The organism is Micrococcaceae bacterium Sec5.8 (genome assembly GCA_039636775.1).
GTDB lineage: Bacteria > Actinomycetota > Actinomycetes > Actinomycetales > Micrococcaceae > Arthrobacter.
Genome location: CP143429.1, coordinates 3,467,003 through 3,488,549 on the forward strand (window position 1 = coordinate 3,467,003; position 21,547 = coordinate 3,488,549).

At 64.6% G+C, this 21,547-nt stretch carries 24 protein-coding genes; 19 read left to right on the forward strand and 5 right to left on the reverse strand.

Annotation, left to right across the window (positions count from 1 at the left end; all coding sequences use genetic code 11):
• The first annotated feature begins 1 nt into the window (after nucleotide 1).
• The 11 genes from VUN84_15975 to VUN84_16025 all read left to right on the forward strand — a co-directional run bounded on the left by VUN84_15975 (nucleotide 2) and on the right by VUN84_16025 (nucleotide 10,124).
• Complete coding sequence (locus tag VUN84_15975; GenBank protein ID XAS63771.1) at nucleotides 2-1,492, forward strand: sugar ABC transporter ATP-binding protein; 1,491 nt, start codon at nucleotides 2-4, stop codon at nucleotides 1,490-1,492.
• On the forward strand, nucleotides 1,489-3,480 hold the full coding sequence (locus VUN84_15980) for a substrate-binding domain-containing protein (GenBank protein ID XAS63772.1): 1,992 nt from the start codon (nucleotides 1,489-1,491) through the stop codon (nucleotides 3,478-3,480). Before VUN84_15975 ends, VUN84_15980 begins: the two co-directional genes overlap by 4 nt.
• A gap of 35 nt (nucleotides 3,481-3,515) precedes the next feature.
• Entirely contained in the window at nucleotides 3,516-4,184 is a 669-nt protein-coding gene (gene deoC, locus VUN84_15985) for a deoxyribose-phosphate aldolase (GenBank protein XAS63773.1), read from the forward strand.
• A gap of 262 nt (nucleotides 4,185-4,446) precedes the next feature.
• The gene (locus VUN84_15990; protein XAS63774.1) at nucleotides 4,447-4,827 is read left to right on the forward strand and encodes an STAS/SEC14 domain-containing protein; all 381 of its coding nucleotides are present in this window, start codon (nucleotides 4,447-4,449) and stop codon (nucleotides 4,825-4,827) included.
• A 75-nt stretch (nucleotides 4,828-4,902) separates the two neighbouring features.
• Nucleotides 4,903-6,441, forward strand: a complete 1,539-nt coding sequence (locus VUN84_15995) for an EAL domain-containing protein (GenBank protein XAS63775.1) — start codon at nucleotides 4,903-4,905, stop codon at nucleotides 6,439-6,441.
• A 141-nt stretch (nucleotides 6,442-6,582) separates the two neighbouring features.
• Nucleotides 6,583-7,260 carry a class I SAM-dependent methyltransferase gene (locus tag VUN84_16000; protein ID XAS63776.1) on the forward strand — a complete coding sequence of 226 codons (678 nt, stop codon included), beginning with the start codon at nucleotides 6,583-6,585 and terminating at the stop codon, nucleotides 7,258-7,260.
• A gap of 307 nt (nucleotides 7,261-7,567) precedes the next feature.
• Nucleotides 7,568-7,987, forward strand: a complete 420-nt coding sequence (locus VUN84_16005) for a cupredoxin domain-containing protein (protein XAS63777.1) — start codon at nucleotides 7,568-7,570, stop codon at nucleotides 7,985-7,987.
• Between the two features lie 86 nt (nucleotides 7,988-8,073).
• Nucleotides 8,074-8,460 (forward strand): hypothetical protein, encoded by a 387-nt coding sequence (locus VUN84_16010; protein ID XAS63778.1) that lies wholly within the window; start codon nucleotides 8,074-8,076, stop codon nucleotides 8,458-8,460.
• Between the two features lie 180 nt (nucleotides 8,461-8,640).
• Nucleotides 8,641-9,420 carry a hypothetical protein gene (locus VUN84_16015; GenBank protein XAS63779.1) on the forward strand — a complete coding sequence of 260 codons (780 nt, stop codon included), beginning with the start codon at nucleotides 8,641-8,643 and terminating at the stop codon, nucleotides 9,418-9,420.
• A gap of 24 nt (nucleotides 9,421-9,444) precedes the next feature.
• Nucleotides 9,445-9,681: a class F sortase gene (locus VUN84_16020; GenBank protein XAS63780.1), complete on the forward strand. Its 237-nt coding sequence runs from the start codon at nucleotides 9,445-9,447 to the stop codon at nucleotides 9,679-9,681.
• A 152-nt stretch (nucleotides 9,682-9,833) separates the two neighbouring features.
• Nucleotides 9,834-10,124: a cupredoxin domain-containing protein gene (locus tag VUN84_16025; protein ID XAS63781.1), complete on the forward strand. Its 291-nt coding sequence runs from the start codon at nucleotides 9,834-9,836 to the stop codon at nucleotides 10,122-10,124.
• Between the two features lie 282 nt (nucleotides 10,125-10,406).
• On the opposite strand, the gene VUN84_16030 is transcribed toward VUN84_16025, so the two are convergent.
• Complete coding sequence (locus VUN84_16030) at nucleotides 10,407-11,030, reverse strand: sigma-70 family RNA polymerase sigma factor (protein XAS63782.1); 624 nt, start codon at nucleotides 11,028-11,030, stop codon at nucleotides 10,407-10,409.
• Nucleotides 11,031-11,244: 214 nt separating this feature from the next.
• Here VUN84_16030 and VUN84_16035 point away from each other — a divergent pair, with 214 nt between their 5' ends.
• A complete protein-coding gene (locus VUN84_16035; protein XAS63783.1) occupies nucleotides 11,245-11,889 on the forward strand; it encodes a TetR/AcrR family transcriptional regulator in 645 nt (214 codons plus the stop codon).
• Nucleotides 11,890-12,314: 425 nt separating this feature from the next.
• Here VUN84_16035 and VUN84_16040 read toward each other — a convergent pair whose 3' ends face one another.
• Both VUN84_16040 and VUN84_16045 read right to left on the reverse strand, forming a co-directional pair.
• A complete protein-coding gene (locus tag VUN84_16040) occupies nucleotides 12,315-12,524 on the reverse strand; it encodes a hypothetical protein (GenBank protein ID XAS63784.1) in 210 nt (69 codons plus the stop codon).
• A 113-nt stretch (nucleotides 12,525-12,637) separates the two neighbouring features.
• On the reverse strand, nucleotides 12,638-12,937 hold the full coding sequence (locus tag VUN84_16045; protein ID XAS63785.1) for a hypothetical protein: 300 nt from the start codon (nucleotides 12,935-12,937) through the stop codon (nucleotides 12,638-12,640).
• A gap of 441 nt (nucleotides 12,938-13,378) precedes the next feature.
• Between VUN84_16045 and VUN84_16050 the strand changes: the two genes are divergently transcribed.
• The 7 genes from VUN84_16050 (at nucleotide 13,379) to VUN84_16080 (ending at nucleotide 19,772) form a co-directional block, all read left to right on the forward strand.
• Nucleotides 13,379-14,065, forward strand: a complete 687-nt coding sequence (locus VUN84_16050; GenBank protein ID XAS63786.1) for a hypothetical protein — start codon at nucleotides 13,379-13,381, stop codon at nucleotides 14,063-14,065.
• Nucleotides 14,066-14,216: 151 nt separating this feature from the next.
• Nucleotides 14,217-14,924 carry a glycosyltransferase family 2 protein gene (locus tag VUN84_16055; GenBank protein ID XAS63787.1) on the forward strand — a complete coding sequence of 236 codons (708 nt, stop codon included), beginning with the start codon at nucleotides 14,217-14,219 and terminating at the stop codon, nucleotides 14,922-14,924.
• Nucleotides 14,925-14,929: 5 nt separating this feature from the next.
• Nucleotides 14,930-15,610, forward strand: a complete 681-nt coding sequence (locus VUN84_16060; protein XAS63788.1) for a DUF2064 domain-containing protein — start codon at nucleotides 14,930-14,932, stop codon at nucleotides 15,608-15,610.
• An 11-nt stretch (nucleotides 15,611-15,621) separates the two neighbouring features.
• Nucleotides 15,622-16,311, forward strand: coding sequence for a class I SAM-dependent methyltransferase (locus tag VUN84_16065; GenBank protein ID XAS63789.1), 690 nt, complete (start codon nucleotides 15,622-15,624; stop codon nucleotides 16,309-16,311).
• A complete protein-coding gene (locus tag VUN84_16070) occupies nucleotides 16,308-17,786 on the forward strand; it encodes a glycosyltransferase 87 family protein (protein ID XAS63790.1) in 1,479 nt (492 codons plus the stop codon). The genes VUN84_16065 and VUN84_16070 overlap by 4 nt, the downstream gene beginning before the upstream one ends.
• Nucleotides 17,787-17,835: 49 nt before the next feature.
• Nucleotides 17,836-18,717, forward strand: a complete 882-nt coding sequence (locus tag VUN84_16075; GenBank protein ID XAS63791.1) for an MTAP family purine nucleoside phosphorylase — start codon at nucleotides 17,836-17,838, stop codon at nucleotides 18,715-18,717.
• A complete protein-coding gene (locus tag VUN84_16080) occupies nucleotides 18,714-19,772 on the forward strand; it encodes an NAD-dependent epimerase/dehydratase family protein (GenBank protein ID XAS63792.1) in 1,059 nt (352 codons plus the stop codon). The genes VUN84_16075 and VUN84_16080 overlap by 4 nt, the downstream gene beginning before the upstream one ends.
• Nucleotides 19,773-19,793: 21 nt before the next feature.
• Here the strand turns inward: VUN84_16080 and VUN84_16085 are convergent, their stop codons facing one another.
• Both VUN84_16085 and VUN84_16090 read right to left on the reverse strand, forming a co-directional pair.
• Nucleotides 19,794-20,246 (reverse strand): hypothetical protein, encoded by a 453-nt coding sequence (locus VUN84_16085; GenBank protein ID XAS63793.1) that lies wholly within the window; start codon nucleotides 20,244-20,246, stop codon nucleotides 19,794-19,796.
• Nucleotides 20,243-21,334 carry a molybdopterin-dependent oxidoreductase gene (locus tag VUN84_16090; GenBank protein XAS63794.1) on the reverse strand — a complete coding sequence of 364 codons (1,092 nt, stop codon included), beginning with the start codon at nucleotides 21,332-21,334 and terminating at the stop codon, nucleotides 20,243-20,245. The genes VUN84_16085 and VUN84_16090 overlap by 4 nt, the downstream gene beginning before the upstream one ends.
• Nucleotides 21,335-21,547: the final 213 nt, after the last annotated feature.

Below are 21,547 nucleotides of genomic sequence, written 5' to 3' on the forward strand. Positions count from 1 at the left end.
CATGACAGTCACCCTCAGCGGCATCACCAAGTCTTTCGGGCCCAACCGCGTGCTCCGCGGGGTGGACCTCAGCATCGAACCCGGCGAAATTGTGTCCCTCGTGGGGGAAAACGGCGCCGGAAAATCCACCCTGACCCGGATCATCGCCGGGGCCTACCAGCCCGATTCCGGCCAGATCACCCTGGACGGCGAGGAGCGGAAGTTCAGCGGCCCGCAGGACGCCATGGCGTCCGGCGTCCAGGTCATCTACCAGGAGCTGAAGAACAACCTGTTCCCGCAGTTGGACGTCGCCTCGAACATCTTCGCCCACGACGGCGCCGGCGAGTTCGGCCGGATGTTCGTCAACAAGGACAAGATGCATGCCCGCGCCGCCGAGCTCCTGAGCCAGGTGGGGATCGACGTCGACACCCGTCTGCCCGTGGGGAAACTCAGCTTCGGCCAGCAGCAGCTCGTCCAGCTCGCCCGCTGCCTCAACCACTCGGTCAAGCTGCTCATCCTCGATGAGCCAACGGCGGCCCTGGACGACCGCGAATCGGAACTCCTGTTCGCCCAGGTCCGCAAGATCCAGGCCGCCGGTGTCGCCGTTATCTACATCAGCCACCGGCTCCCGGAAGTCTTCGCCCTCTCCGACCGCATCGTGGTGATGCGCGACGGCCGCGTGTCCAAGACCGGCACTGCCGCCGAACTGACCGAAGCCGCCGTCGTGGCGGCCATGGTGGGCGGCGAAGTGGAGAACTTCTACCCCAAGGAACACCACGCCACGGACCGGGTGCGGCTCGACGTCCAGGGCCTGGAATCGGCCGGCGTCAACGGGGTGTCCTTCAAAGTCCACGCCGGCGAAGTCCTCGGCATCGGCGGGGTCATGGGCAGCGGGAAGGGGGATGTCCTTCGGGCCCTCTTTGGCCTGGACGACGCCGCGGGCACCGTCAGCATCGACGGCAAACCGCTCACTTTGAAGTCGCCCCGGCATGCCATCAGCGCCGGCGTGGCCTACCTGACCCCCGACCGGCAGGCTGAGGGGCTCACCCTCGCCCAGCCGATTTCGCACAATGAGTCCCTGGCCACCCTCGGGGCCATCACCCGCAACGGGATCGTGGCACTCAAACGCGAGCGGGACCGGTGCCAGGAAATTTCCACCCGGCTCAGCGTCAAATGCAACAGCATTGGCGATGCCGTCGGGACGCTGTCCGGTGGCAACCAGCAGAAGGTGCTCCTGGCCCGCTGCCTGCTGGGCAACCCGGCGATCCTGCTAATGGAAGAACCCACCCGCGGCGTCGATGTCGGCGCCAAGGCGGAGATCTACTCCATCATCAACGACGTCGCCGCCCAGGGCGTCGCCGTGGTCCTTGTCTCATCAGACCTTCCCGAACTTGTCGAAATGTCGGACCGGGTGCTGGTCATGCGCGGGGGCAGCATCAACGCTGAACTGTCCTCCGACGCCCTGACCCAGCAGTCCGTCCTGGAACACGCAATGGAGACCGTATCCCGATGAAAAAAATATCCCTCTTCAACGACCAGCTCCGCGCGGTGTGGATGCTGGCCTTCGTGGCCATCGCGCTTGTGTTCGCCACCCCCTTGTTCCTGCAGCCCTCCAACATGCTCAACGTGCTGCTCACGGCCGCGGTCGTCGCCCTGATCGCCGCAGGCCAGACCTATGTGATCATCCTCGCCGAGATCGATCTGTCCGTCGGCGCGGTCCTTGGCTTCAGCGCCATCACCACCGCGAGCGTCATCAGCCAGTACGGTGTGGTCGCCGGACTCGCCGCGGGCCTCGCGGTCGGCGCACTGGCGGGCCTGATCAACGGTGTACTGGTCACCAAAGCCAAGATGCCCTCGTTCATCGCCACCCTGGCGACCATGTCCATCTTCGCCGGCCTCACGCTGCAGTTCTCCCAGGGCAACCCCGTCAAGGTGACGGACGCAGCATTCCTGGCACTGGGCCAGGGCAACCTCCTCGGCATCCCCACACCCATCTGGATCATGCTGGTCCTGGGCGTGCTGTTCGGCTACATCCTGGCCCGCACCCGCTTCGGCCGCGAACTCTACGCCACCGGTGATAACGCCGACGCCGCGCGCCTCGCCGGCATCAGCACGGACCGGGTCAAGATCCTGGCCTTTATGATCTCCGGTGTCCTCGCCGCCACCGCCGGGTTCATCCTCACCGCCCGTCTTGGAACGGCGCAGCCCACCGCGGGCACGGGCCTGGAACTCGCCGCCATCGCCGCCGTGATCATCGGCGGAACCAGCCTTGCCGGCGGGCGCGGGGCGCTGCTGGGCACCCTCGTCGGCGCGGTGCTGCTGGCAATGATCGACAACGGGCTCAACCTGCTCAACGTTTCCCCGTTCCTGCAGAGCGTCGTCAAGGGCGCCGTGATCCTGCTGGCCGTGTTCGTGGACCGGAACTCCGGTCTCCTGATGCGGATCTTCCGGTCCGGGCCGGCCAGGACTGAAGCTCCCGGGACGGCGACTGCGGCCGGCCCCGGCGCCCCGGCGCCGCTCCTGCCGAAGGTTGCCATGATCTCCGTGGTGGCCCTCCTGCTGGTCGGCGCCGGCGTCACCACAGCCGTGCGCTCCACGGACAACGGGAGCGCGGGGGCACAGCAGAAGTCAGCCACCCTTGTCATCTCCACACTGAACAACCCGTTCTTCGTCTCCGTGGGGGACGGCGCCAAGGACCAGGCGGCGAAGCTGGGCATGGCCCTTGATGTGCAGAACGCCAACAACAACGACACGTCCTCGCTCAACCAGGCCACCACCGCGCTGGTAAAGAAGCCCGGCGTGCTGCTGCTGGACCCGACGTCGAGCGAAGCCGGCGGATCGATCACCGTCAAAGCCAACCAGGCGAACGTTCCCGTTGTCGCGTTCGACCGCGTTCCTGATCAGGGCGAGCTGGCAGCGTTCATCGGTTACGACGCCGTCCAGGCCGGCAAGAACGGTGCCAAGGCCCTCTGCGAAGCGGTCGGCGGCGCCGGCAAAGTGGCCGAACTCCAGGGCCTCCTCGGCACCAGCGTCGCCCGGGACCGGTCCGAGGGTTTCAAAGCCGGAATGAAGGAATGCCCCGGCGTCGAGGTGGTGGCCGTGCAGTCCGCGGACTTCGACCGCGGGAAGGCACTGGATGTCACCACCAACATCCTCCAGGCGAACCCGGGCATCACCGGGATCTACGGCGCCAACGACGAAATGGCGCTCGGAGCAGTGGCGGCCGTCAAGTCCCGCGGCCTGCTGTCCACCATTAAGATCGTCGGCAACGACGGCATCGGCGATGCCCTGTCCGCCGTGAAGAGCGGGGAGATGTACGCCACGAACGCCGAATCCCCGTTCGCCCTGGGCCAGGAAGTCGCCAAGATCGGCCATGCCGTGGCCAGCGGCGAGAAAGTCGAAGAGTCCCGCGTGTTGCAGGGCAAGCTCGTCACCGGCAGCGGCGTCGAGGAGTTCTGCTCGTACCTTCGCGGCATCGGCGACACGGCAACCTGCAAGTAGCGCCACCCACCTTCCCCGCACTTCCAAGGAGAATCATGACTGAACTGAAAGCGGCCGGCCTGGCCGCGATGGTGGACCACACCTTCCTGAACTCCACGGGGACCAGGGCCGAGGCGGAGCACGCGGCCGCCGAAGCCACCCGGCTGGGCGCGTACTCAGTGTGCGTCTCGCCGTCGATGCTGCCCCTGGCCGGCCCGGGCACCCGGATCACAGCCGTGTGTGGGTTCCCGTCCGGCAAGCACCACAGCAGCGTCAAAGCCGCCGAAGCGGCCGAGGCCGTGAGCAACGGCGCCCACGAGATCGACATGGTGATCGACGTCGGAGCGGTCCGGTCCGGTGACTTCGCCGCCGTCGAACGCGACATCGCGGCCGTCCGCGGGGCCGTCCCGGCACCCACGGTCCTCAAGGTCATCCTCGAAACGGCGGCGCTGACGGACGAGCAGATCGTGCGCAGCTGCGCCGCCGCCGAAAGCAGCGGAGCCGACTTCGTCAAGACATCCACGGGTTTCCACCCGGACGGCGGAGCCACGGTGCACGCAGTTGAACTGATGGCACGGACGGTGGCGCCGCGTCTTGGGGTCAAAGCATCCGGCGGCATCCGGGACTGGGCCGCAGCGCAGGCGATGATCGCGGCGGGCGCCACCCGGCTGGGGCTGTCCGGCACGGCAGAGGTCCTCAGCGGCGGACGCAGCACCGGATACTGACCCCAACCCCCTGCGGGCAGCCGGGACTGGCCCGCAGGGGGCAGCACCTTACCCGGCCGCCCGGAGGTCCTCTGCTGACGATCGCGGGCACTCGTTTCCGGCCGCCCCGCTCTCCGGCGTGCTCGAACTCGACGAAACCGACATCGTGGACGAGCTCACACGCAAAGGCGCGACCCTTAACATTGGCGCCAGCATCGACCCGGAAACCGGGGGTACCTTTGAGGAGTAGCCGAAACGTTCGGCAACCCATTCAGGAGGCGACGTGGTCGTAGCACCGGAGACCGTTGACGGCGGAAAAGGCAGCGTCGAGCTCAGCGACGACGGCGTCGTCCACTTGCAGTGGTTGTCCGGGATCAACATTGAGGTTGAGGACGCCAGAGCCGCAATGTCGAAAGTCAACGAGGTATGCCACGGGGTGCCCCACCCGATGCTGGTCGACATGGCTGCCGTCGCTTCGATCAGCCGGGATGCCAGGGGCATCTGGTCCATTCCCTGCGATGCCTCCCGTATCGCCCTACTGGGAAGATCCCCGGTAGACCGGGTACTGGCGAACTTCTTTCTCGGCGTGCATATACCTCCCTGCCCCACCCGGTTCTTCACCTCCCGCAGCGATGCTATGGACTGGCTCAATGCCGTCCGGTAAGCGCCGAGATCTATCTGGTCGACCGCAGTCCACGCCGAGCCCAATTCCACGGCGCCAACCCGTAGTGCCGGACGCATGAGTCCAGGGGAATGCGTTGAGGACCCGCGCCTGGAACAGCTGGTTGACGGCATTGTCCGGCTGGCCGCCGGGGAGCTGAACGCACGCATCGAACCCTCGGAACAAAGAGATGCCATTGACGCAGTCATTACCGGAGTCAACCTTCTAGGGGAGGAGCTCGGGCATATCTATGCGGATCTGGAGGAACGCGTGGCCGCCCGGACGGCCATGTTGCGTCGAACGCAGGTGGAGTTGGAGCATATGGCCAAAACGGACGCCCTCACCGGTCTGGCCAACAGAACCTTGCTTAGCGAGCGGATTCACGACGCCATCCGGTCCGGCACAGACAGCGGACACGCCCCGGCCGTGCTCATCCTGGACCTGGATTCGTTCAAAGCCATCAACGACACCCTGGGCCACAGCGCCGGCGATGCCGTGCTGGTCGAGGTTTCCCGTCGCCTCCGCTCCGTCGTCCGGGCCTCGGACACTGTGGCCCGCCTCGGCGGAGATGAATTCGCAGCCCTCATCACCGGAGCGAGCGCGGACGAAGTCATGCTCATTGCACACCGGGCGTGGGAAGCCCTGCAGGAAGGCGTGGACATCGGAGCAGAAACGGTCTGGACCACGGGAAGCATCGGCATTTGCCTCCACAACCCGGGACGTTCGGCAGAGGACCTGATGCGGGGTGCCGATATTGCCATGTACCAGGCCAAAGCCCAGGGCCGGAACGGGGTCCAACTTTTCCACCCTGACATGCTCAACGCCGTCCAGGAACGCGCCCGAATCACCGGCGAATTGCGAAAGGCAGCTTCCAGCGGTCAGCTGGCGTTGCACTACCAACCGGTGGTTGAACTGGCGTCCGGCAAGATCGCCGGGGTCGAAGCACTCGTCCGGTGGCACCACCCCGTCCACGGAACACTCATGCCGGACAGCTTCATAGGCATTGCGGAAGAAACAGGTCTGATCCTGGAACTGGGACGGTGGGTCCTCCACGAGGGAATAGCTCAGCTAGGCCAGTGGAAACAAGAAGCCCCCCAGCTGACGGACTTCCGCTTGCACATCAACCTCTCGGCAGCCGAACTCCTCCGCAGCGACCTGCTCGCAGACGTCAACAAGACCCTGACCAAAAACGATATCGACCCCTCCCGCTTGGTCCTGGAGATCACCGAGAGCGTCCTGATGTCCCGGAAGACGGGCGAACAACAGGTACTTGAAAAACTCCGCGCCCTCGGCGTCGGACTACAGATCGACGACTTCGGCACCGGCTATTCATCCATCAGCTATCTGCGGGAAATCCCCGCCGAGACAGTCAAAGTCGACCATTCCCTGATCAAAAACCTCGAAACCGACCCCCGGCAACAGAAATTCGTCTCTGCCATCCTCCAGCTGATATCAGCAGCCGAACTCGAAGCAATCGTCGAGGGCATCGAAACCGCCGAACAGGCCGCCCGGCTGCAAGCTATGGGCTGCCTTTACGGACAGGGCTACTACTTCGGGCGCCCCGCCCCCGCCGCGGCAATTCTCGACCGAATCAGCCGCTCCCAGCCCCGGTTGTAAGGTGTGATTATGTCTAAACTATGGGACCGGATGCTGCTCGTCCCAACAGTTGTACGCCTTGCCTCCCACGCGCCAAGAAACCCGCATGCCGCTTGGGAAAAATACTGGACCGGCATACAAACCACCGGTCATGACGGAGACGTGCTCTGGGATTCCGACTCCCCGGCCGAGCGCAAACAGTACACGGACATGGTTCTCGCGCACTTTGATCCGGCCCTTCCCGTCGTTGACATCGGCTGCGGTAACGGCACCTACACCCGGTGGCTTGCCACTCTGTTTCCGACGGTTCTGGGCATCGATGTTTCTGCGGGCGCCATCGCGAGGGCCACCCGGGAAGCCAGGGACATCCGCAATTGTTCCTTCACAGTCCTGGACGCCACAGAGGCGGACGCCGGGGACCGCCTCCTGGAGCAGATGGGACCCGCGAACGTCTTCGTCCGCGGAGTGTTCCACGTCCTGAAACCAGGCAAACAGGCTGCGATGGCGGCAAACCTCAAAACAGTAGTCGGCAGAGCCGGACACGTGTTCCTGGCGGAAACCAATTTCCCCGGAAACAGCCTCGACTACCTGGCGGGACTTGGCGCCACAAGTGACCATGTGCCCAGTCAGCTGCAGCGGGCCCTGGAAAATCTACCCCGCCCGGGTCGTTTCGGCGCCCGGGAACGACGCAGTGTCTTTTCCGAAACGGACTGGCTCGTCATCGCGGACGGATCGGTCAACATCGACGTTGTCCCCATGAACCCCGCCGGCCACCCGCAACGGGTACCAGGTTACTTCGCCCTCATGGCCCGATGCCCACCTCCCAACGGCCGAACCTAACCTCACGCACAACCGTCCACCCCTGCACTGATCGGTTGGCCGCCGGGGATTCGCAGGGCCCCTCGATGAGCGCCCGGAATAACTGAAGCGGTCGGGCAGCAAAGTCCCGCGAGGTTACACCACGCTAATGGACGTAACCTCCGCGGGGCGGCATGCCCAGCCAGCTAGCCGGCCGCTGCCTCGCGACGAATTCGGAAGCATTTGACCCGAACGCCGAGTGGGCAGTCCACGGGGGCGGGCGTGCCGAATAGCCCGTGGGGTAGTTTCCTGATGGGCGCGCCGTCTGGCGCGTGGAGGTCACATCCCTTTGGAAGGGATTGTCATGAAAATAATCAATAGAGTCTTGGTCGTGGCGGCGGCAGTGTCGTTGGCCGGGATAAGCGGATGCGCAGCTCAGGGTGGAGGACAGTCCGCTCCGCAGGCCGCCGCCAGCAGCAGCAGCGCTTCTGCCCCGTCTGCAGCTGCTTCGGCGCAGTCCGGTGAAACTGTCATCACGATCAAGGACTTCGCCTTCGTGGTTCCCGCGTCGGTGAAGCCGGGGGCTATGGTGACGGTAACAAACGCGGACAGCGCACCGCATACGGTCACTGCAAAAGGCGAAGGCGGTTTTGACGTTGAAGTCCCGGCCGGTGGAACGGTGGTCTTCAAGGCTCCGGACTCCCCGGGTGAGTACGGGATTATTTGCAGCTTTCATCCGCAGATGACCGGGAAGCTGGTCGTGAAATGAACCGTCCGGAACTACCACCAACGAACCGGACGCGCGCCTCATGGGTGTTGCGAGTTTGTGTCGGGGCCACCCTGCTGGTCAGTGCCGTGATCCATGTCCAGCTTGCCCCGGGTTATCAGCAGGCAGCCCCCGGCGGCATCGGACAAGGAACCCTGTTCATTGCCCAGGCCGGAGCCGCGGCCCTGGCCGGGGCGTTTGTGTTGCTCAGAGGCTCCCGTGCCACTTTCGCGGCCGCCGCTGTGGTGGCGTTGTCGTCCTTGGCCGCCGTCATGCTCTACCGGTATGTCCAGGTCCCCGCCCTCGGGCCGCTGCCGTCGATGTACGAACCGGTCTGGTACGCGGCCAAGGTCATCACGGCGGTCGCCGAGGGGGCCGCCGGCGCTCTGGCGCTGACCGGATACGCCCAGCTTCACACGACACGACCCGGAACGGGGACGGCGGCCCGGGGCCGCCGAGGGGCTTCAACTGCCTGAGAGTGCGGCGCAGCCGCCACCCTTGAACATCTCCTGGTGTTTGCGCTGCCGGACCCGGGCCGAAAGACGTTGTGGTCCACACCACAGTCACTCCAGTCCACCTGCTGTTCGGCTCCGAAGTACCACTGGCCCCTTCCGGGGCGCGAACATTACACGCGCGTGTATGAGGAGATTTATTCAATGAAGAAGACCCTTCGCCTTTTGGCAGTCCCCACCCTGGCCCTGGCCGCCCTGGCGGTTTCCGGTTCGCCCGCTATGGCCCACAACGGTGAGGACCACTCCTACCAGTCCACGCTGGGCCAGGTTAACGGCAGCACAGGCGCCGGCACCATCACAGTCGATGTCACGGGCAACCAGGCCCACGTCGTCCTGAAGGTATCGGGCATGCCCGCGACGTTCATGGACGCCCCGTACCCGCACGTCCAGCACATCCACGGCGGAGCCCAGGGCACCTGCCCGGCACCCACCGCGGATAAGGACGGCGACAAGGTCATCTCCACCACCGAAGGCGCCCCGTTCTACGGCGGAATCGTCACCACCCTGTCCACCAGCGGCGACACCAGCCCCGCGGCCGGCCTTGACCTGAAAGTCGGCGGCCAGGGCGCGTCCTACACCGTTGACCGGACGTTCGAACTGAATGCCGAGACCAAGACGGCCCTGGAAGCCGGCACCGCCGTGGTCGTTGTCCACGGCCTTGATCCGGCCACCCTGAGCGCGGCAGGGCAGGCCGCCAAGTCCGACCTCGCCCCGACGCTTCCGCTGGCCGCCACGTCCCCCGCACTGTGCGGGACCCTGACCGCGGGCCAGATGAAGATGCCGGCCGGCGGCGCTGACACCGGCGTCTCCCAGGAAACCGGAACCGACACCGGCGCCCTCGCCGTCGGTGGCGGCCTCGCCCTGGTCGCCCTCGCCGGCGGAGCCTACGTGGTCCGCCGCCGCACCGCCGGTGCAGCGGCCTAAGCACCGGCCGTTCGGATCACTACTGTGAGAACCAAGAATCCCGGCCGCCATGAAGGCCTCCGTGCCGCCACGGCGGCCGGGGTTCTGCTCCTGCAGCCTTACAACGGCGCACCCGCCGGCTGGTACAACGGCTCCCCCACCCCCGGAGAACGCGGCCCCTCCGTCATGCTGGGCCACGTCAACGCCCTCGGTGGAGCCACCGGAGTCTTCGCAGACCTGCACAAACTCACCCCGCCCTTCCCACGAAAGGTTTACTCATGAAGAAAAACATCAACACACCTTGGGCGCTCGGACTCGCGGCAGCAGCGGTGGCGGTGCTGGCCCTTTCCGGCTGTGGGAGCCCTGGCGTTTCCGGGCCTTCCACGGCAGCTGCACCATCAGCGGCAGAAGGTTCAACATCGGCTCCGCCCACGATGAGGACCTCCCCTTCCAACCCGGAGTCCTCATCGCCGGCAGCGGTTCCGGCAGAAATCATGATCAAGGGTTTCAAATACCAGGGCGCGGAAACCGTGAGCCCGGGAACGGTGGTCGCGGTCACCAACGAGGACATCGAAGCTCACAGCATCACTGCGGACACCGGCGCCGCGTTCGACACGACCATCAAGGCTGGCGCCGGCACCTTCACCGCCCCGATCGAACCCGGGACCTACCCGTACCACTGCATTTTCCACGGCAACATGCACGGCACCATCACCGTAAAATAGCCCTGCACGGGATCCGTCTGACCTCTCGCCACAATTCTGCGCAGGGACCGGCGCAAGACTGCATGTCCCGGCTGAAAATATTCCTCAGCGGACGGCGGCTGGCTGCTTCCTTTCCCGGTGACCCAGGGATTAGCGGCCGGCGCGGCGGGCACGGTGACTGCCTCTTCTTCCGGATGTTAACTGGCTCAGAGCAGTGCTGGACTTGAGCTCTGAGTTTGCCGATCGCTGCCGAGACCCCGCACTGACTACACCGGCTTTCAAGACCCTTGCGAACGGAGGACATTATTCTCGGGTTGGTCCGTTCCATTCGTCGCTTGGCTTTCCCGGTTCGAGTTGCATCCTTAGCCGGTGAAGGCCGTCCCTGATTCTGGATTTGATTGTGGGCAACGGTACAGCGAGTTTCACGGAGATCTGTCGGTGGGTCAAAGCTCCGAAGTAGGCGAGGATGATGGATTCGCGTTGCAGTGACGAGAGGGCTGCGAGTGATGTGATGAGGATCCGGGCATCCATCCTGTCCGCCACAGCGTCGAAGACACCGTCATAAGCGGTCGGCGCCGTGGCTGCCCACCTGTTGTCCCGGTTGCGGCTACTTTGGCTTGCCCGGACTTTGTCGACTGCCCGTCGGTGCGCGATGGTCATCAGCCAGGCCATCGGTGTGCCGCTGGCCTGCTGGTATTTGGCTGCATCCTGCCAGACGACGATGAATATTTCCTGAACCACTTCCTCGCTGAGATCCGGATCGATGAGGACCCGGCGGACCAGTCCTGACACTTGTCGAGAGGTGTGGCGGTAAAACTCACTGAATGCCTGGTGATCGCCCTGTGCGGTGCGCAACAGCAGACCCACGAGACAGTCCCGAGCCTGTTCGGTCGGTGGTGAAACATCCTGCTCAGCTGAGCGGTCCATGGCGCCTTCAGATTTTGGATAGGACAACCAGGGGTGGACTGCCGGTCTTGCGTGCAAGCACTCCGTCATATCGCCCTGCCAGCGGTATCGCCGGTCGCGAGAGCATTGGTTGAATCGCTCCAACCGTAGGTAAAACGCTCGTTCTCACATCGCTTGCCTTAGACTAGAGAACGTTCGTTATCTTGGCAAGTGGACAGAGGGGAAAGGTATCGGCATGTCCGCAATGAAGGGTGCCGGGCCGGCGCGGCCGGCCGCTGAAAGACCGGATGATGCCGCCTCCAAGGATCTGGTCCTTGCCGTCGCGGGGAAGCTTTTCTATGCCCGGGGTTTCACGTCGGTGGGGATGGATGAGCTCCGGACCGAATCGGGCATTCCGCTCAAACGCCTCTACCGCTTGTTTCCTTCTAAAGAAGTCATCATAAAAGAAGTACTGTTTGGCTGGCAGCGGATGTGGACGGAGGGGGTCACCGCCCAGGTTGAATCAACCCAGGTGCCCCGGGAACGGCTGCTTGCTGTCTACGATTTCCTGGCGGCCTGGTTCACCTCCGAAGGATTCCGAGGGTGCGCTTTCATCAACTCATTTGGAGAAGCAGGCGGCGCGTCCGGGGACATCACGGAAATCATCAGGCAACAGAAGAGGCAGTTTCAGGGTTATTTGGCGCAACTTGCGGACGAAGCCGGGGCCCCCGCTTCGCTGGCGCCGCAACTGGCAATTCTCGCGGAAGGCGCAATAACCACAGCAGCGATTGCTGCCAGCGACGAACCCGCGCGGCAGGCACGGGCGGCGGCCGAAATCCTCATTGACGTGGCGTTGCCGGGCAACCTGGACCATCCCCTCCACCAACGCCCCACCTCGTAACAAAGTCAGCGGCGCGGCTTGGCTTAGAGAAAAGACGTCGCAATTACGGGCCGGGACGTCCGAAACAAGGCGGGCACGCCGTTTTGCGCGGGGCACGATCGGGATTACGGCGGGTCACCTCGCAGCTCGCCCGGTGCCACCCAACTCCCTGCGAACGGGATCCGTCGTATTCGTCCCAGCACCGGCAGGCTTGGCGCCGTTTCAAAGATTTGTCGGCTTCCCTAGCCTTCGAACTGACGGCTGATGAAAGCGGACATCCCTGGGACGGTGAAGCGTACGGCTCCGTTCTCGGGTGCGTAGATCAACCCTCTGCCGATGAGGTTGGATCGGGCCACCGTGAGTTGGCTGGCTGCTCTGTTCAGTCGTGAGGCGACCTGGGCGGTAGACGATATCTCGTCGTGGTCTTAGGCCACGGCACGGAGATACTATCGCTGGGCCGGGGTCGCCCTTCGCCAACGGGACCTGAAGAATCCTGCGTCCAGTTGTTCTGTGCCCAATTCGATGGCCAGCCGGGCATCGTCGAGGTTAACTGTCTTGCTGGAGGAAACGTCCCAGGCTGTTTTGCCGTAGGCCTGAAGGAAGAAGGGGTATCCGTCGGCTGCGGTGACGAGGGCCCAGAGTGCGTCTGCGTCCAAGTGAGCGTCTAACCGGTTCATGGGGACGCTGATGGCGTCGGCCGCTGATGCTTGATCAAGTGCTCCGATAGTGCGGTAGTCAAATAGACGCCCGGACTATGATCCGGTGACACTTAGCTTTCCGGGCAGATCGGGCAGCCCGACCCCGAGAATGCAGAACGGCCAGCCGTTCTTTCCCGCCAGATGCTGGACTGAATTAATGCTCCAAGCAGCTTCTCGTCGAGGTCCTGCATCTCATCGATGAAGATCCCGAAGCCGGCGTCACTCTTAGCCATGGCGGTTGCAAGGTCTTCAACGAGCTCCTCAAGGTCGATGTCCAGATTCCCGGAATCCGCTCTGCCTTCCGTGGTGCCGAGCGTGACCGAGATGCCGGTAAAGCCGAGAGTGACATTGAAGGATCCGATGCTGCCCAAAATGTCGTTGACGTATCCCCACTCGGATTTTGTCCACCGTCGTCGGGCTGCGGATTTAATGGCCCTGGCCAACTTCTACCGCGTTGACTTCCGCCCTTTCGGGGACGGCCGTGCCTCCATCTGATACCTATTTTTTTATGTAACCCCCTGGCAACTCGCAATGGCCGGACGAGCCGGTCACCCTCCGATGCACCGGCAGACGCCCAGCGTCGAGGAGGAAGAAGCCCAAGAGGAACCCGCGGTCAGGTCCCTGAACTGGTGCGGCCTGGTGGTGTGGTTGGGTAACGGGTTGGTGTCGGTTCGGTGGTGACCCATCCGGGGTGGGGTGTGCTCTCGAAGTACTCCTGACAGACCAAGCCGGACCCGCCCGAAAATGTCAGGCCGTGCATCACGGCCGCGGGATCGGCATCATCCACTGAAACACTTTCAAGGAGCACTCCCATGCGCACATCCATCAAGACTTTCCTCGGCGTTGCCGCTGCCGGTTCGCTCATGTTTTCCCTGGCCGCCTGCAGCCCGGCGGACAATGCTTCCTCCGCCCCGGCCACCTCGGCGTCCTCCTCTTCCTCTGCCGCGGCTGAGAAGCCCAAGCCGATGGCCTCGATCCCGGCACTGACCGGCACGTCCACCGCAGTAAAGCTCGACGCTTCCTTCGCGAAGGCACTGGAGACCCTGAAACTCACCCCGGGCACCGTCGGGACCGCCGCACTGACCGATGGTTCGCTGATCTTCCCGATCACCGGCGGCAAGGTCGACTACTACGACCCCGCCAAGGACTACCGCCCGTTTGTCCAGGGCCTGATCAGCCACGCCGGCTCCGGGTTCTCCCTCACCGCCGGGGACACCAAGGTCGAACTGACCAACTTCACCATCGACCCGGGCACTTCCAAGCTCTACGGTGACGTCGCAGTCAACGGTAAGACCGCCGTCAAGCAGGCCTACATCTTCAATCTGGACGGCTCCACCCTGAAGCCCCTGCAGGCCGCCGGTGACACCGCCGTCCTGGAAGGCACCCGCGTGCTGATCTCCGACACCGCCGCCGGACTCCTGAACAAAACCTTCAACACCGACGCCGTGAAAGCCGACATGCTCGTCGGCATCGCCAAGATCACCGTCAACACCAAATAACACCCACCCGAAAAACCTGCCGGATGCCTGTTCTGCACCGGCGGGAAGTGCCACGGCTCCTTCTTGGGGTCCGTGGCACTTTTCTGTTCGAGTACCGTAGGAACCCGGGCGAAGAGCCCCGCGGGAACCGTAGCTTTGAAAGGCGTTTCGCATGACCGGAGCCATGGTTGATGTTGTTTTACCGTGTCTGAACGAACGCGGCGCGTTGCCGTGGGTGCTGTCCCGGATGCCGGAGGGGTACCGGGCCATCGTGGTCGACAACGGTTCCACGGACGGTTCCGCCGAACTCGCCGCAAGCCTGGGCGCACTGGTGGTCCGCGAGGACCGGCGGGGTTTTGGAGCAGCTGCCCATGCCGGCCTGCTCGCCGCGACGGCTGAACTCGTCGCATTCTGCGACTGCGACGGTTCACTGGACCCGGCGCAACTGCCGGCCCTGGTCGCCCCCGTTCTCGATGGCACAGCGGAGCTGGTGCTGGGCAGCCGCCAGCCGCAGCGTGGTTCGTGGCCTCTGCATGCCCGGATCGCCAACATCGTTCTCGCCTGGCGGCTCCGTCGCCTGACCGGGGAACGAGTGAGCGACCTTGGACCGATGAGGGCCGCACGACGCCTTGAGTTGCTGTCCCTCGAACTCCAGGACCGGCGCAGCGGCTATCCACTGGAAATGTTTCTGAAGGCAAGCCTGCGAAAGTGGAGAATCGTGGAGATACCTGTCCCCTACGCCCCCCGCACCGGCAAGTCGAAGGTGACCGGAACGCTGCGCGGAACCGTGACAGCTGTTCGGGACATGTCCGCCCAGCTCAAGGCCGCCGCGGCGGCTTCCCCTGCCGGACCGGTCCGTAAGAGGCCCGGCAGCGAATGATTACTATGAGCGAGACCCTGGATCTTACCGTGGCGGTCATTGCCAAAGAATGCCTGCCGGGCCGCGTCAAAACCCGGCTGAGCCCTCCGCTGAGCCCCGAAGAAGCTGCCGCTCTGGCCCAGCTGAGCCTGAGCCGCACCCTGGAGACGGTCCGGGTTCTCCCGGCGCTGAACCGGATGCTGGTCATTGATGGCACACCCACGCCCGCAGATGCTAATGGCTTCACAGTCGTACCGCAAGTCACGGGGGGGCTGGATGAACGGCTCGCCGCGATTTGCGACGCCGCTACCGGTCCGTTGCTCATCATCGGCATGGACACTCCGCAGTTCTCGGCCCGCCACGTCGCGCCCCTCCTGGACGACTGGTCCACGGGCGCTCCACGTCATACCGCCTGGATTGGTCCGGCCACGGACGGCGGTTTCTGGGCCCTCGCGCTGTACCGACCCGACGGGTCACTGATCCGGGGAGTGCCGATGTCAACTGAGACAACCGGGGCAAAGCAGCTCGCCCGTCTGATCGCTCAAGGTCTGAGCGTCGGCACGCTGACTGAGCTGGCGGATATGGACCATTTCACCGACGCGGTAAACATCGCCTCGGTCCTACCCGGCACCGACTTCGCGCGCGCCGTTCGTGACGCCGCTAAAGATATGCACGACAAAGTGCTTTTGACCGGTGCCCTGCGGTGACGGCAACAGGCGTGGCATCAACCACACACTTCGGCCAAGGCCACACGGAGCCCTACGCCAGAGCGTTGTCAAACGGCGCCGGGACCCTCACGCTCCGTTCGGACGGCAAACACAGCGCGGATGCTGTGGACTTCGACGTCCGAAGTTGGTGTGGGGACGCAAGCCCGCTCGAGCATTCCCTGTTGCAGAGTCTGAAGGGACCGGTCCTGGACATCGGCTGTGGACCGGGCCGGCTACTGGCTGCAGCGCAGGGTCTGGGAATTCCGGCCCTGGGGATCGACACCAGCCCGGAGGCGGTCCACCGAGCGCGCGCCCGCGGAGCCCGGGCGCTGGAACAATCGGTGTTCGCCCCGGTACCCCAGACCGGTCTTTGGCAATCCATCATTCTGCTCGATGGCAACATCGGCATAGGTGGCAGCATCACCTCCCTGCTGCTGCGCTGCGGACAGCTCATCGCCCCCCGCGGGACGCTACTGGTTGAAGTGGAGGACGACGAGGACCTGGACATCGTCTACTCCGCTGTGTTGGAGGACTCCAACGGAAACCAGAGCGAACCCTTCCGCTGGGCACGGACGGGAAGCCTGGGTCTGGCGTCCCGGGCCCGCCGCAGTGAGTGGACAGTATCGTCCGTACAACGGCTACAGGGCCGTGTCTTTTGCCGGCTCTCCCCCGGCACCGGAGCAGGCAGGACCGCGGTGTGAGATTCGCTGCTCCTTCGCCGCCGCCGGACGGCGCGCAACACTCCCTTCTCAGACTCGCGGCCCCACTGACGGTGCTGGTCCTGGTCCTCGCGGGCCTGCTGTGGTGGATGGTCGTCCCCCATAACCCTTTCGAATCCGCACCGATCCTCGGTACCTTCCTGTCCTGGGGCGCACTCATCGGCGCTGTTAGTCTCCTCCGGCGGGTCCCGACACGCCGCCTGGGTGCCGTCATCATCGCAGGCACTGTGCTGCTCGGTCTGATTGCCGTCAGTGCCCCGCCGCGTACCAGCAACGATTCCGCCAGGTACGCCTGGGACGGGATCGTCCAAAAGGCGGGGATCTCCCCCTACTCTTACGTCCCCGTCGATGAGACCCTGGCCGATCTTCGGCCCGGTTGGCTGTTCGCCCCCGGCGCGACGGGCGAGGACGGGAGGGCTGTGTGCGCCAAGGATCTGTTCGGGACGGAATCCGTCCCGGCCTTCGGCTACCCGTCGGGAAATCCCTTGTGCACGGCCATCAACAGGCCGCACGTGCCCACGATCTATCCGCCCACCGCAGAAATGTACTTCTTTGGTGTGCAGTTCACCGCCCCCGACTCGGCTGGCTACCTTCCTTTCCAGCTGGGTGGCCTGGTCATCAGCATTGCCGTGACACTGATGCTGCTCGTTGCCCTGGCCCGACGCGGCCTGCCCCTTCATCTCGCCGCAGTCTGGGGCTGGAGCCCGTTCGTGCAGCTTGAGGCAGTGAACAACGCCCACGTCGACCTCCTCAGCGGCGCCCTGATCCTGGCTGCAGGAATGCTGCTCACCGGAGGCAAGCCGCTGCGCTCCGGAATAGCGTTCGGTGCTGCCGTCGCCACGAAACTCATTCCGGCCATCGCCGCCCCCGCGTTACTGTTCCAGCGCCCGGCCCGTTTCATTGCCACCGCGCTGGCAACTTTCGCCCTCCTCTACGTGCCCTACCTGGCCGCGGCCGGGGCCGGAGTACTCGGGTTCCTGCCCGGCTACCTCAAGGAAGAGGGCTACAGCCAAAGTGGCGGCACCCGCTTCGGACTTGCCCAACTCGTCTCCACCGGCCCCTGGCCGCCGGTGCTCAGCGCCGCGGCGCTGGCAGTCGTCGCGTTTCGTGTGCTGCGGCGAACCGGGCCCGGGAACGTCTGGGAACAACAGACCATCATGATCGGACTGACGCTGCTAATTATCAGCCCGAATTATCCCTGGTATGCCCTCATGCTGCTGCCGTTCATTATCCTGAGCCGCCGCTGGGAATACATCGCGGTCATCCTCGCCCTGGACACCATCTACATGCTTCCCACCCAAGACCCCTTCAGCCTTCCACTGCATCAAACGGCCCTCTGTCTAGCCGCCGCCGCCCTCGCCGCCGGCGTCTGGTGGCGCCGCCATCAACAACTTCAGCTCGCGGCCAGCACCGGCCTCGAGTCACCGACGCCGATTCCCGCCGCGACAACCCCCTGACCGGCACCCCTCCCCCGGCGCCCGCCCCCCGAAAGACAGGACTTGCACCATGAATACTTCCCTCACCGGCACACCGCCGGCGCGTATCGGCATCATCGGGGGATCCGGGACATACCAACTCCCCGGAGCGGTGGTGACGGCAACCATCGACGTTCACACCCCCTACGGGCCGCCGTCTGCTCCCGTGACTCTCGCCGAGGTGGCCGGACGGACGGTGGCCTTCCTCCCCCGCCACGGCGGAGGACATTCACTGCCGCCGCAGAAGATCAACTACCGCGCCAACGTGTGGGCTCTCAAGAGCCTTGGCGTTGAGGCCGTCCTTTCCTCCTCGGCCGTGGGTGGCCTGCGGAAAGGCTTCGGCCCGGACACCTTTGTGGTAACGGACCAGCTCATCGACCGAACCTGGGGACGCGCGGACACCTTCTTCGACGGCACCGTTGTTGACGGCGTCCCGCCCGCCGGAGTCCAGCACCTCCCGGCATCCGAGCCCTTCTGCCCCACCCTGCGTACGCACGTGGCCGCCGCCCTCAAACGACGCAGCATCGCCTTCGTCCCGCGAGGAACGGTCGTGGTGATTAACGGACCCCGCTTCTCCACAAAGGCCGAGTCCGCCTGGTACGTCACCGGAGGCGCTGACATTATCAGCATGACCCAGTACCCCGAACCCCTGCTGGCCGCTGAGCTCAACATGGGGTTCGTGAATCTGGCATACATCACCGATTCAGACACCGGGCACGACGGCTCGGAACCGGTCACTGCCGACGCCGTTTTCGCCCGGCTGAAAAACGCCCAGGACAGTGTGCTGGCCGTTTTGGAAGCGACAGTTGCCGCCATCAGCGAGGACTACCAGTCCCGGACGCTGATGGACCCGGAAGCGGTGCGCCGGATCATGGCACTCCCGGCTGTCCGGGAACTGGCGGACGCCAAATGAAACTCCTCGTCACCGGAGGCGCCGGGTTCATCGGTTCGCATATTGTCCAGGCTGCCCTCGCCAAGGGCTGGTCCGTGCGGGTTCTCGACTCGTTGCTCCCGGCGCTTCACCCCGCGCCCCCGGTCTTTGACCCCCGGGTGGAACTCATGACCGGCGACGTCACGGACCCGGCCGCGGTCGACTCTGCACTACAGGGTGTGGATATCGTCTGCCACCAGAGTGCGAAGGTCGGGCTGGGGGTCAGCTTCGCCGACGCACCGGACTACATCCACAACAACGACTACGCCACAGCCATCCTGCTGGCCGCCATGGAACGCCACCACATCACCCGGCTTGTCCTGGCCTCCTCCATGGTGGTCTACGGCGAGGGGGCGTATGCCGACCCACGGACCGGTCTTCCCGTCCGGCCCGGGCCCCGTGATGAATCTGACCTGCAAGCCGGGATTTTCGATCCCCGCAACCCGGATTCCGGCGCCGTCCTTGTCCCTGCCATGGTCACCGAGGACGCCCCCCTGGATCCCCGCAATGTCTATGCTGCCTCAAAATTGAGCCAAGAAAACTTAGCCGCAGCATGGGCCCGCAGCACTGGCGGCTCTGCAGTCGCCCTCCGCTACCACAACGTCTATGGGCCCAGGATGCCCAAAGACACACCGTACGCCGGCGTCGCATCCCTTTTCCGTTCGGCACTGGCCCGCGGGGAGGCGCCGCGCGTTTTCGAAGACGGCCAACAGCGGCGCAGCTTCATCCATGTCCGGGACATCGCCGAAGCCAACATCGCCGCCGCCGAGTTCCTCTCAGACGGCGCAGCGGGTTTCCGGGCCTACAACGTGGGTGCGGACGAGGTACGGACGATCGGTGACGTGGCCACGGCATTGAGCATGTTCAGCGCGGGCCCGGCTCCTGTCATCACCGGAGAGTACCGGCTCGGCGATGTCCGCCACGTCACTGCGTCCTCGGCGTTGATCAAGGCCGAACTGGGCTGGGCCCCGTCAGTGGGCTTTGAAGAAGGCATGCGGGAATTTGCTGCCGCTCCCCTGCGCGGAGAACCGGCATGACCAGGTCCGGTCTCCGGCTGGTCAGCACCGGATGATCTCGACCCTGCGGGCCCGGCGTTCGAGGACAACGATGACGGCGCCGGAAACCAGCACCAGGAACACCCAGAACCACAGAAGGTTCATGGCGTAATCTGCCTCAAGGACCGTCACGGACTGCGCGACGGACTGCGCCTTCATCAGGATCCCCACCACCAGGGTCACGACGGCGCCGAGAAGCAGTGCACCGCGTAGAATGGCGGCGGACGTCGGCTGAAGTTTCGCACCGGCCCGGGTCAACCCGGCGCCGGCGAGCGTCGAGAGCGGCACAAGAACTCCGTCGTGAATCAGGATGGCCACGGCCATCCAGGTGAGAAGGCCCATGAGCTGCCCGGCACCCAGCTGGGTGGGCAGCTCCAGCAGTCCATAGCCGAGTATGGCCACTCCCGCGACGCCGAGCACCGCACGGGAGGCGTTCACCGCAAGGGACTTTCTCATAGGACCTCCACGCTGTGCAGCCACTTGGTCTGCAGCACCCCGGGACGACCGGGAGCGATGATTCTCGCCGGGTAGCCATGGTCCAAATCAAGCACCGAGCCGTTCAGTTCAAGGGCCACCAGGGTCTGCTCGTCCCGCGAATACTCGGCCGGCATATTCATCGTGCGATAGGCACCTTCCGGCTCCAAGCTGATGAAACGTAAGGGTGAATCCGCGGGGGCACCGACGGCTGCGAGCAAATCGACGACACGTACTCCCCGCCATGAAGCCATCTGGCTCCACCCTTCCACGCACGCGATCGGCAATTCGTGGGTGTGCTGGGGAAGTGCCCGGAGTTCGCCCAGGGTAAAGGAACGGCTCGATTCGCCGGAGCGGACCTTCAACGCCCAGCCCGGGGATTTCGCCAGCTCGATCACCTTGGCGTCGGCTGCTGTCCGGTTAACCGGCACGCCCTGGGGACCGGTACCCATTTTCCGTGGGGCGAACAGGTTGGCCGGTGCCAGCCAGGAGAACGATTGCCCCGCGGTGGTCACGACGACGGCACCGGTGGCTGCCGCGACAGCTGTCAACAATGCCCGCCGGGACCAGCGGCCGGGACCCGTTGCCACTGCGTCCGCCGGGCGCTCAGCATCGGCCGTTCCGCCGACTGCCGCGGCCTGCTCTGATGCATCGAAGCGCCGCGGAGAGTTCCGACGCCAATGACCTGCAATGACCGGGAGCTTGACGGCAATATGAAGCAGGAGCGAACCCCAAATCACCCAGGCCAACCAATAGTGGGTCTCACGGAACGGAAACGGCCACGGATACCACTTGTAGGTATTGATAAGGCCCGTGGTCAGCTGCAGGAGCGAGGAGCCGACAAACAAAGCTATGGAAGCCCGCTCAGCACCGTGCACCAAGGACTTGACCGGCGGCCACGCCAGAAGTTCGGGATACACCGACCAGAGCTTGGCCAGCAGCAGTGGAATCGCGGCGATTCCCGCGGTGACATGCAGTCCCTGCGTCAGTTGGTAGATCCATACCGGCCTGGTGGGGAACACCATCCACGACGGCGGATTTTGCAGTCCATGACTGAAGAGCCCGGTCAAAAAGCAAATAGTGAAAGTTATTCCGAGCCAACGGCCCAGGATGACAGTCAGGCGTGTGCTGCGCGTCGGCGAGGCAAACTTTCCCGCCAACGCTGTAGTGAGCCTTTGCCCATCAAACTTTTGCATAACCGGATCACTTCACCATTCCGTGGCTGCCAGGAACCACACTAACCTCAACCCGGAACGCCACGGACCCCCAAGGTCCGTGGCGTT